Below are 10,389 nucleotides of genomic sequence, written 5' to 3' on the forward strand. Positions count from 1 at the left end.
GCTCCTGTGCTCCGAGGAGGCGCCCGCTGGGGCGCCGCCGGCCGCCCCGGACGCGGGGTCGGCTGCACCGGGCAGCCGCGAGCTGACGGTAAGGCACTGCGCGCCCCCGCCGCACCCCGCGGCGTTCAGCGCTCGGCGTACCAGGCGAATCCGAGACCGGGGAGGAGCACCCGGTCCGCGCGGAGTTCCGGAGGACCGTCGCTGGACAGCACCGGCACGAAGCTCCCGAACCCGGTGACCGTGTCGGCGTCGACCGTCTGCGCGGCCGGGCTGACGTTGGCCAGCCCCACGAAGGTGCCGCTGCGCGGGTTGCGCCGGCGCCAGGCGAGGACGGCGTCGTTGCCGACGTCCAGGACGGTGCACTCGCCGCCGCCGCGGAGGGCCGGCAGCGCGCGCCGCACCTCGCCCAGCCGCTGCAGCCGGCCGAACACCCGGCCCTCCAGGGTGTTGGGGTCCGACCGCCGCGCCGCTGCCGCCCAGTCCATCGGCGGGCGGTGCATCCAGCGGTTGTCCGGTGCCCGTGCCGGGTCGGCGAGGTACCCGGGATCGTTGCGCAGGGCCAGCTCGTCCCCCATGTAGAGCAGCGGGATGCCGCCGAACGAGTAGGCGACCGAGTACAGCAGGACCAGCCGGCGGATGCCCTGCTCCAGGGCGGCGTCGTCCCCGCGCTCGAGGGCCTCCTCGATGCCGCAGAGCGAGGCGGCCGACCCCGAGATGCGGGCGTCCCCGGTGACCTCGTTCTCCTGGAACAGGGCCCCCCGCGCGAAGGAGCCGGGGAAGCGCCCGCTGTAGAAGTCGTTCAGGAAGCCCCGGTGGCCGAAGCCGCTGACGCCGGTCGCGCCCGCGTCCACGTCGCTCACCGCCCAGCCGATGTCGTCGTGCCCGCGCACGTAGGTGACCCACGACGTTGCGGGCGGGATCTGCGGCATCCGGCCCAGCGCGTGCGCGGCCAGAGTCGCGTCCTGGGTGGCCAGGCTGCTCCAGAGCATCACCATGAGCTGGTTGTGGTAGGCCAGCTCGCACTCCGGCCGGTACCGCCCGTGGCCGCCGAGATACGGCACCAGGTCCTCCGGCGACACGATCGCCTCGGCCTTGAAGACGACGCCCGGCGCGGCCAGCCGGGTGAGGGCGTGCATCAGCTGCAGCAGCGTGTGACCCTCGGGCTGGTTCTGGCAGCTGGTGCCCAGGCGCTTCCACATGAACGGGACGGCGTCCATGCGGAAGACGTCGACCCCGCGGTTCGCCAGCCAGGTGATCTCGCCCAGCATCGCCAGGGTGACGGCCGGGTTCGTGTAGTCGAGGTCCCACTGGTACGGCCAGAACGTCGTCCAGACCCAGCCGCCGGCACCCCCGCACGCCTCCGGCACCCAACTGAACGACCCCGGCGCCCGGTCCGGGAAGACCTCGGGGATGGTGGCGTCGTAGGCGTCGGGCATCTCCCGGTCGGGGAACACCGTGTAGAAGTCGGCGTACGCGGGGTCGCCCGCGAGCCAGCCCTGTGCCCACCGGTGCTCGCGGGCGGTGTGGTTGAGCACGAGGTCGATGCAGAGGCTCATGCCGCGGGCGTGCAGCTGCTCGGCGACGGCCTCGAGGTCGCCCATGGTGCCCAGCCGAGGATCGACCGCGCGGTAGTCCATGACGGCGTAGCCGCCGTCGTTCTCCCCCGGGCGCGGCTGGAGCAGCGGCATGAGGTGCAGGTAGGTCGTGCCGAGCTCGCCGAGGTAGTCCAGACGGTGCGGCAGCTCGGCCAGGGTGCCGCAGAACCGGTCGACGTAGCAGACGTAGCCCTGCATCCGGGTGCGCTGGAACCACGCCGGGTCGATCTCCCGGCGTCGGTCGAGCCGGCGCAGCTCGGCGGGCCGCGCGACCGCGGCGTCGAGGACGAGGCGCAGCGCCTGCTCGAACAGGGCGTCGACGTCCGCCCGCGCGCCGTACAGGACCGCGAGCGGCTCGTGGATGTCGACCAGGGCGACCTCGGCGCGGGTCAGGAAGGCGTCGGCCTCGTCCCGCCCGAGCGCGGCGAGCGCGTCCTCGGACAGCCGCGGGCGCAGCGCCCGCCATGCCTGCTCGGCCGCCCGGCGCGCAGCCGCCTCCGCCGAGGTGACCGTGTCCGCCTCTGCCATCGGCCCAGTATCGAGGCGGTGTTCGCCCACGGCATGACAGGTGTCCCCGGCTCCCGGACAGGCGTTCACTGGTAGCTGTAATCGAGTAATCAGGAGGGCCGCCATGAGCCTGGCACCGGACCCCGGCACCGAGCCCGCCGTCGAGACCGCACTGGACGCCTATTCCCGCATCGTGACCGCGGTGGCCGCCGACCTCACGCCGCATGTGGCCGCCGTGCAGGTGACCGGCGCCGACGGGCGTGGCGGCGCCGGCTCGGCTGTCGTCGTCACCGGCGACGGCCTCCTCCTGACCAACGCGCACGTCGTCTCCCGGGCGTCGCGGGGGGTCGCGGTCTTCAGCGACGGCAGCGAGGCCACCGTCGACGTCGTCGGCGCCGATCCGCTCTCCGACCTCGCGGTCCTGCGCGCGCGCACCGCCACTCCCCTCCCGGCGGCCCTCGGCGACGCAGGGTCCCTCCGCGTCGGCCAGCTGGTGGTGGCCGTCGGCAATCCGCTGGGGCTGACCGGATCGGTCACCGCCGGGGTGGTCAGCGGTCTCGGCCGGTCGCTGCCCACGCGCGACGGCCGCACGGCGCGCGTCGTCGAGGACGTCATCCAGACCGACGCCGCCCTCAACCCCGGCAACAGCGGCGGCGCGCTGGCCGACTCCTCCTCGCGGGTCGTGGGGATCAACACCGCCGTCGCGGGCTGGGGCCTGGGCCTGGCCGTGCCCATCAACGACACCACCCGCCGGATCATCGGATCGCTGGTCGCCGACGGCCGGGTGCGCCGCGCCTATCTCGGCCTGGTCAGCACGCCCGCCCCGCTCCCGGCGCCGCTGGCGGAGCGGACCGGACGGCGGCGCGGGCTGCGGATCGTCGACGTCGTCCCCGGGGCGCCGGCCGACCGGGCCGGCCTCAAGCCCGGCGACCTCGTCCTCGAGGCGGGACGGCGACCGGTCGCCGATGCCCAGAGCCTGCAGCGCCTGCTCTTCGCCGAGGCCATCGGGGAACCGCTGCCGATGACGGTGTTCCGCCGCGGCGCGATGGTCGACGTCATCACCCTGCCGACGGAGCTCACCGGCCGCTGACGGAGCGTTCTGCGCCACACCCAACCCCAAAGGGGGCAACCAAAGCCGGAACCGGTCGTTTGCCAGGCAGGATGAACACCATGCATTCCGAGCGGCGGACGGCGGCGGTGCTGCTGGCGGTGCTCTACGCCGTCAGCGGCGTGCTGTGCCTGGTCGCCGCGGCCTGGCCCATGCGGCCGGACTCGCCGGTCGAGGTGCTGTGGGTGCTCGGCACCGTCGGCACGGTCGGCGGCGTTGCCCTCCGGATGTTCGCCGGCCGCCTGCCGTGGTGGGCCCTGCATGCGGGCGTCGTCCTGGCCGGCCTGCTGATCGCCGTGCTCGCCTGGAACGCAGTGACCGCCGTGGGGGTCGTCAGCCTCGGGCCGGTCCTCATCTCGCTCGGCCTGTTCGCCGCGCACTTCTTCCCCCTGGCCGCGGCCCGGGTGCACGTCGTGCTGCTCGCCGGGCTCAGCACGGCCGGTGCGCTCGCGGCCGAGCCCGATGTGCCGTTCCTGCAGTGGCTGACCGGCGTCGTCTCGGTCGTGGCCCTCGCGGAGGTGCAGGGCCGCCTGGCCCGCAGCCTGCGCACCGCCGCCGCGACCGATCCCCTCACCGGCGTCGCCAACCGGCGCGCGTGGGAAGCCGAGGCCGAGCGCAACCTGGCCCGGGCGGCCCGCACCGGCGAGCCGCTCAGCTTCGCGCTCCTCGACCTCGACCGGTTCAAGGAGGTCAACGACCGGGACGGCCACGGAGCCGGCGACGCGCTGCTGCGCGACCTCACGTCGGGCTGGTCGCGGCGCCTGCGCCGCGCGGACCTGCTGGGCCGCTACGGCGGTGACGAGTTCGTGCTGTGCCTCCCGGCGACCGACGCGCACGGCGCCTGGGAGTTCCTGGAGCAGCTGGAGGCCACCCACGACTTCGCGTGGACCGTCGGCGTGGCGACCGCCCGCGAGGGCGACACGCTGCGGACGGTCCTCGACCGCGCCGACGCCGACCTCTACCTGAAGAAGCGCCGGAGCCGCACCGCCTGACGGTCAGCCGGTCCGGCTCTCCCGGTCGTAGTTGCGCCCGAGGAACTCCGGCACGCGCGCCCAGCGGAACGCGAAGACCATCACCACGAGGGTCGCCACGTACGGGATGACCAGCAGCACCTGGCTGGGGATGTCGATCCCGGAGACCTCCGCACGCAGGGCGACCACGTCCATCGTGGCGAAGAAGAGTGCTCCCGCGGCGATGTACTGCGGCCGCCAGCCGCCGAAGAACGTCAGTGCGATCGCCAGCCAGCCGCGGCCACCGACGATGCCCTCGGTGAACGTCCCGGTGTAGACCAGGGGAAGGAAGGCACCGGCGACCCCCATGAGGGCCCCACCTGCGGTCGTCGTCCACAGCCGGGTGCGCGCGACGGGGATCCCCAGGCTGTCCGCCGCCTTGGGGTTCTCGCCCACCGAGCGCAGGTTCAGGCCGGACCGCGTGCGGTAGAGGTAGAACCACAGACCGACCGTCACCAAGGCCGCCAGGTAGACCAGGACGTTGTGCGAGAAGAGCGCCGTACCGAGCAGCGGGATGTCGCTGAGCAGCGGGATCTCCACCCGGGGCAGTGTGTCGACGAGGGGCGTCGACGCGGTCTGCCCGATGACGATCCGGTAGAGCAGTCCGGCCAGTCCGGTGGCGGCGAAGAAGAGCGCCAGCCCGACCACGAACTGGTCGAGGCGCAGCACCGTCGTGGCCCACCCGAGCGCGAACCCGAACACCGCACCGACCCCGGCCGCCAGCAGGATGCCGAGCGCCGTGCTGCCCGTTCCATAGCTGATGAGGAAGCCGACCGAGGCGCCGAGGAGCATCACGCCTTCCTGCGAGACGCTGAAGACGCCGGCCAGCCCGCCGAGCATGGTGCCGAGAGAGGCCAGCAGGTAGGGCACCATCGCGACGACGGTGAGCTGGGCCAGCACTGCGAACTCGTTCATGCCACTCTCCGGGCCAGCCGCGCCGCGATCACGTCGGAGAGCAGCAGGAAGATGAGGATCAGCGCCTCGATGATCAGGACCATCTCGACGGGGACACCGACGGTCCGCTGCATCGAGCCGGCACCGACCTCCAGGATCGCGATCCCGAAGGCGACCACCGGCACCCACAGGGCACTGCCCCGCGCGATGAGCCCGATGATGATGCCGAGCAGCAGGAAGTTGGACTGCATGCCCTCGATGGCGCGGCCGTGCACGCCGCTGACCTCCAGAGCCCCGGCGAGGCCGCCGAGCGCACCGCCGACGATCAGCGCGATCACCGCGACGCGCTCGACCCGGATGCCGTTGATGGCTGCCGCGCGCGGGTTGGTGCCCGCCGCCCGCAGCTCGAAGCCGGCAGACGTCCGCCGGGTCACGAGGATCGTCACGAGCGAGACGAGTACCGCGAGGAGCAGACCGGCGTGCACCCCCGGCGGCCCGCCGATCACCGGAAGCTCGGCGCCCTCGCCGACCCCGCGCGTCGCGGCCACGCCGGCGGCCGGGTCGGTCCACACCTCTGTCGCGGCGTAGTCGAGCACCTGGAACGAGACGAAGTTCAGCAGGACCGTGCTGAGGATCTCGTTGACGTGGAACCGGCCCATGAGCAGCGCCGCGATCCCCGCCCAGACGACGCCGGCGAGCACCCCGGCGACGATGACCATCGGCAGCAGGACGGCGGCCGGCAGGTCCGCGTAGACGATGCCGACCCCGGCGGCGGCCGTGGCGCCGACGAGCAGCTGACCCTCACCACCGATGTTGAACCGGCCCACGGCCAGCGGGATGGTGAAGCCGAGAGCGAGCAGGGTCAGCGGCACCCACTTCGTCAGGGTCTCGGTGAAGCCGAAGTTCGTCTTGAACGACGTGGTGAAGATCGTCCGGTACGCCTCGACCGGGTCGTAGCCCAGCGCAGCGATCACGATCCCCGCGACGACGAAGGCGAGGACCAGCGCGAGGACGTAGGGCAGCACCCGGCGGACCAGGCGCGCCGCCACGCTCGGGCGCGCCGGAGCGGCGACCTCTGGCTCGGCGAGCATCGGGGCGGTCACGCGGCCTCCTCGCGGACGCCGGCCATCAGCCGGCCGAGCTCGTACGCGTCGTAGTCGCCGCGACTGCGTTCCCCGACGACTTCGCCGGAGTACAGGACGACCATCCGGTCGGCGAGCAGGCTCAGCTCGTCGAGGTCCTCGGAGATCAGGACGACGGCGCATCCCCGGTTCCGCGCCTCCTGCACCCGGTCGTAGACGAACCGCGTCGACCGCAGGTCCAGGCCGCGGGTGGGGTTCTGCAGGACGAGGACCGAGGGCTCCCGGCCGAAGGCCCGGGCCAGGATCAGCCGTTGGATGTTGCCGCCCGACAGGTTGCCCGCCGGCGCCTCGGGGCCAGGGGTCTTGATCGAATAGCGGTCGATCGTCTCCCGGGCGTGTTCCCGGACGCGCCGCCAGTCGATGAGTCCGGCGCGCCGGTAGGCGGGACTGCGCTGGGCGCCGAGGAGGAGGTTGTCGGTGCACGAGGCGGCGCCGAGGATGCCGTCGCGGTGCCGGTCCTCGGGCACGTAGGCCACGCCCGCGGTCAACCAGCTGCGCGTGCGCGCGCCGGCCAGGTCGGTCCCGTCGACGAGCACGGCGCCGGCCCTGGTCTCCCGCACCCCGGCGAGCGCCTCGGCCAGTTCGACCTGCCCGTTCCCGGCCACGCCGGCGACACCGAGCACCTCGCCGGACCGGACCGTCAGGTCGATCCCGCGCACGGCATCGACCCCCTGGTCGTTGGGCACCACCAGACCCGAGACGGTCAGCCGTGCCTCGCGAGCGGCCGTGGGCTCCTGGGCCGCAGCGGGCTCCTCCGGCGCGACCGCGCCGACGGCTGCGAGACCGAGGGCGGCGGTGACGTCGGACGACTGCTCGGTGGCCAGCTCCCCCACCATCAGCGACGCCAGGCCGGTGGCGTCGGTGTCGGAGCGGCGCACGGTGGTCAGCCGGCGGCCGTCCCGCATCACCGAGATCCGGTCGCAGATCGCGAGCACCTCGCGCACCTTGTGGGAGATGAAGACGACGCTCGTCCCTTCGGCGACGATGCCGCGCAGCGAGGCGAAGAGGTCGTCCACCTCCTGGGGCGTGAGGTTGGTGGTCGGCTCGTCGAGGATGAGGATGCGGGCGCCCCGGTAGAGCACCTTCAGGATCTCCACCCGTTGCCGGGCACCGACCGAGAGCCGGTCGGTCCGCGCGCGGGGGTCCACAGCCAGTCCGAACCGCTCGGAGAGCTCGGTGATCCGCCGGGCGGCGTTGCGCAGTCCCCCGGAGGACCCACCGGTGCCCAGCACGACGTTCTCGACCACCGAGTACGTCGACACCTGGAGCAGGTGCTGGTGCACCATCCCGATCCCGTGCTCGATGGCGTCCCGCGGTGAGCGGATGTGCACCTCGCGACCGTCGACCTCGATCTCACCGGCGTCCGGGCGGTAGAGGCCGTACAGGACGTTCATCAGCGTGGTCTTGCCTGCCCCGTTGCCGCCGACCAGCCCGTGCACCTCACCGGCGGCCAGCTCGAAGTCCGCGTCGACCAGTGCCCGCACCGGACCGAAGGACTTGGTGACGCCGGTCATCGTGAGCGGCCGGGCCGACGCGGGCGCGGAGCTCCGCGCCGACCCGGTGCCGTGTGCGCTGCTCACTCGACGGGCGTGACGTCGCGCTCGACCTCGATCTCGCCGGCAGCCAGCTGCTCGACGATCTGCTCGACCTCGTCGATCACGGCCTGATCGACGTTCTGGGGCGTCTGCAGCGAGATGCCCTGCTCGTAGGACATCCCGAGGTAACCGCCGGTCTCGCCGTCCTCGATCCCGGTGAGGATGTCGTCGAGCATCACCGAGAAGTCGTAGAGGACCGACGTCAGGTAGTGGTCCGCCGACAGGTTGGACTTGTCGGTGTACTTGGCGGTCATCAGGACGCCCGGGCCGGCGTCGCCGACGGCCTCGAAGGCGCCGACCGCACCGAGGTTGAGAGAGGTGAGGACGACGTCGTTGCCGTCGGCGAGCAGCTGGCTGGCGAACTGCTGGGCCTTGGTGGGGTCGTTGAAGTCGCCGGTCCACACGGGCGTGAACGTGGCGTCGGACCCACTGTCGGCCAGCGCCTGCTCCACCGCGTGCACCTCGGAGTAGGAGAAGGGCAGCGTCACGCCGCCGAGGTAGGCGATGTTCCCGGTCTGCGACGCAGCCGCGGCAAGCACGCCGAGCGGGTAGAACGCCAGGTGGAAGTTGCGGTCCAGGACCCAGACGTTGTCGGGCACGTCGGCCGGCTCGGTGTCCTGCTCGGCGATGAACACCACGTCGGGCGCCTCCTCGGCCACGGCGACCGTGGCGTCGTAGAACTGGCTGCCGTGGGTCCAGATGACCGTGTACCCGTCGGCCACGTACTCGCGCAGGACGCGCTCGGCGTCGGGTACCTGGACGCTCTCGGAGTACGTGGTCTCCGCGCCGTGCTCCTGCTCCGCCGCCTGGAGCGCCTCCAGGCCGAGGAAGGTGTAGTCGGCGTCCGTCGTCGTGCCGGAGAAGACCGCTGCGATACGGGGGGCGTCGCCGCCGCCGGACCCGCCCTCGTTCCCGCCGTCGGCGGCGCCGCCGCCGCCGTCGTCGCCGCACGCGGCGACGAACATCAGCATCGCAGTGGCCAGAGCGCTCGCGGTGAGTCGGGCGGATCGCATGGACGGGACCATCCTCTGGTTGGGCTCGGTGGGTCCGTCCACTTTTACTTAAGCGCTAAGGTGTGTCCAGAGTCACGCGCTCTAACCGCAACGCAATCGAGACCGACCGCCGGCCGTTCGGTTCAGCCGCGGCGCCAGTCGTCGGCCTCCAGGTGCGAGCCGGCCATCGGGCCCATCTGGAGCATGCCGCCGTCCACCGCCCAGGACGCGCCGGTGACGTAGCCGGCCTCCGGTGCGGCGAGGAGTGCGACGACGGCGGCCACCTCGCGGGCGTCGCCCGGCCGGCCGAGCGGAATCCCGGGTCGGCGGTGCCCCGGCGCCGTCGGGTCCTCGTCCTCCTGGCCGGTCATCGCGGTGGCGATCTCCCCCGGCGCCACGGCGTTGACGGTGATGCCGTGCTCGGCCAGCTCGAGCGCGGCCACCTTCGTCAGCAGCCCCAGCCCGCCCTTGGCGGCGCAGTAGGCCGCGGCCCCGACCCGCGGCTGGTGCTCGTGGACGCTGGTGATGTTGACGATCCGCCCACCCCGCCCGGCGGCGACCATGCGCCGGGCGGCCCGCTGCAGACACAGGAACGCGCCGTCGAGATCGGTGGCCAGCACCTCCCGCCAGGTGCCCAGGTCGAGCTCGAGCAACGGGGTCGAGTGCCCCGTGCCGGCGTCGTTCACCAGGACGTCGACCCCGCCGAGGAGGGCGGCGAGCTCGTCGACCACGTCGGCGGCATCGGGGAGTCGGGTCAGGTCGAGGTGCCGGACCTCCGCGCGCCGGCCCAGAGCCCGGACCTCCTCGGCGGTCGCGTGGCCGGCCGCCTCGTCGCGGAACCAGGTGATGCCGACGTCGCAGCCCTGCTCGGCGAGCGCGACGGCGATCGCCCGGCCGATGCCCGACTCCGACCCGGTGACGATCGCGACGCGAGAACCCATGGGCCCGACGCTAGGCAGGACGGGCGATGTCCGCAGCCCGGGCGAACCGCGCGCCCCACTCGGCCAGGAGGTCGCCCAACTCGGTCGGCGAGACCACGCTGAACTCCGCACCGACCATGCCCAGCGCCAGTGCGGGCCAGCTCAGGTCGTCGGGCTCCATCCGGACCCGGCAGCGCCCCGGTCCGAGCTCCTCGACCGTCGCCCACTGGCCGATCCGCCGCCGCACGTCGTCCGCCGGTGCCTGCACCAGCACCTCGACGTCGTGCGCCGGGATCCGCGTGGCGATCCCGGCCCGGACGAACGCCTCGGCGTCGGCGGCCGGCAGCGGGCGGGGCGCGAAGCGCGCGCCGGTACTGCTCGGGCCGGTCAGCCGGTCGAGGCGGAAGCTGCGCCAGTCGCCCCGGTCGACGTCGTGGGCCACGAGGTACCAGCGCCGGCCGAGGGCGACCAGCCGGAACGGCTCCACGAGCCGCTCGGTGCGGTCCCCGTTCGCCGCGGTGTAGACGAACCGCAGCCGCTCGGTGTCGCGGCAGGCCTGGGCGACGACGGTGAGGTCGTGCGGATCGACGCTCGCCTCGCCGCGCCAGGTCGCGGAGACGGTGACC

The 10,389-nt window shown here is 73.2% G+C and carries 9 protein-coding genes; 2 read left to right on the forward strand and 7 right to left on the reverse strand.

Annotated elements, in window-relative coordinates:
• Positions 1–125 precede the first annotated feature (125 nt).
• A complete protein-coding gene (locus E4P40_RS14905) occupies positions 126–2,123 on the reverse strand; it encodes an alpha-amylase family protein (protein WP_135159335.1) in 1,998 nt (665 codons plus the stop codon).
• A 103-nt stretch (positions 2,124–2,226) separates the two neighbouring features.
• Here E4P40_RS14905 and E4P40_RS14910 point away from each other — a divergent pair, with 103 nt between their 5' ends.
• Together E4P40_RS14910 and E4P40_RS14915 are read left to right on the forward strand one after the other, a co-directional pair.
• The gene (locus E4P40_RS14910; protein ID WP_135159336.1) at positions 2,227–3,192 is read left to right on the forward strand and encodes a trypsin-like peptidase domain-containing protein; all 966 of its coding nucleotides are present in this window, start codon (positions 2,227–2,229) and stop codon (positions 3,190–3,192) included.
• 80 nt (positions 3,193–3,272) lie between these two features.
• A complete protein-coding gene (locus E4P40_RS14915; RefSeq protein ID WP_167762246.1) occupies positions 3,273–4,202 on the forward strand; it encodes a sensor domain-containing diguanylate cyclase in 930 nt (309 codons plus the stop codon).
• A 3-nt stretch (positions 4,203–4,205) separates the two neighbouring features.
• Here E4P40_RS14915 and E4P40_RS14920 read toward each other — a convergent pair whose 3' ends face one another.
• From E4P40_RS14920 to E4P40_RS14945, 6 genes are all read right to left on the reverse strand, one after another.
• Positions 4,206–5,135, reverse strand: coding sequence for an ABC transporter permease (locus tag E4P40_RS14920; RefSeq protein ID WP_135159338.1), 930 nt, complete (start codon positions 5,133–5,135; stop codon positions 4,206–4,208).
• Positions 5,132–6,217: an ABC transporter permease gene (locus E4P40_RS14925; RefSeq protein WP_209305341.1), complete on the reverse strand. Its 1,086-nt coding sequence runs from the start codon at positions 6,215–6,217 to the stop codon at positions 5,132–5,134. The genes E4P40_RS14920 and E4P40_RS14925 overlap by 4 nt, the downstream gene beginning before the upstream one ends.
• Entirely contained in the window at positions 6,214–7,836 is a 1,623-nt protein-coding gene (locus E4P40_RS14930) for an ABC transporter ATP-binding protein (RefSeq protein WP_135159339.1), read from the reverse strand. The genes E4P40_RS14925 and E4P40_RS14930 overlap by 4 nt, the downstream gene beginning before the upstream one ends.
• Positions 7,833–8,864, reverse strand: coding sequence for a BMP family protein (locus E4P40_RS14935; RefSeq protein ID WP_167762247.1), 1,032 nt, complete (start codon positions 8,862–8,864; stop codon positions 7,833–7,835). Before E4P40_RS14935 ends, E4P40_RS14930 begins: the two co-directional genes overlap by 4 nt.
• A gap of 122 nt (positions 8,865–8,986) precedes the next feature.
• Positions 8,987–9,784 (reverse strand): SDR family oxidoreductase, encoded by a 798-nt coding sequence (locus E4P40_RS14940; protein ID WP_135159341.1) that lies wholly within the window; start codon positions 9,782–9,784, stop codon positions 8,987–8,989.
• A gap of 10 nt (positions 9,785–9,794) precedes the next feature.
• On the reverse strand, positions 9,795–10,389 hold a 595-nt coding region (locus E4P40_RS14945; protein ID WP_135159342.1), incomplete at its 5' end, for a WYL domain-containing protein.

It is taken from the genome of Blastococcus sp. CT_GayMR20, from assembly GCF_004570345.1.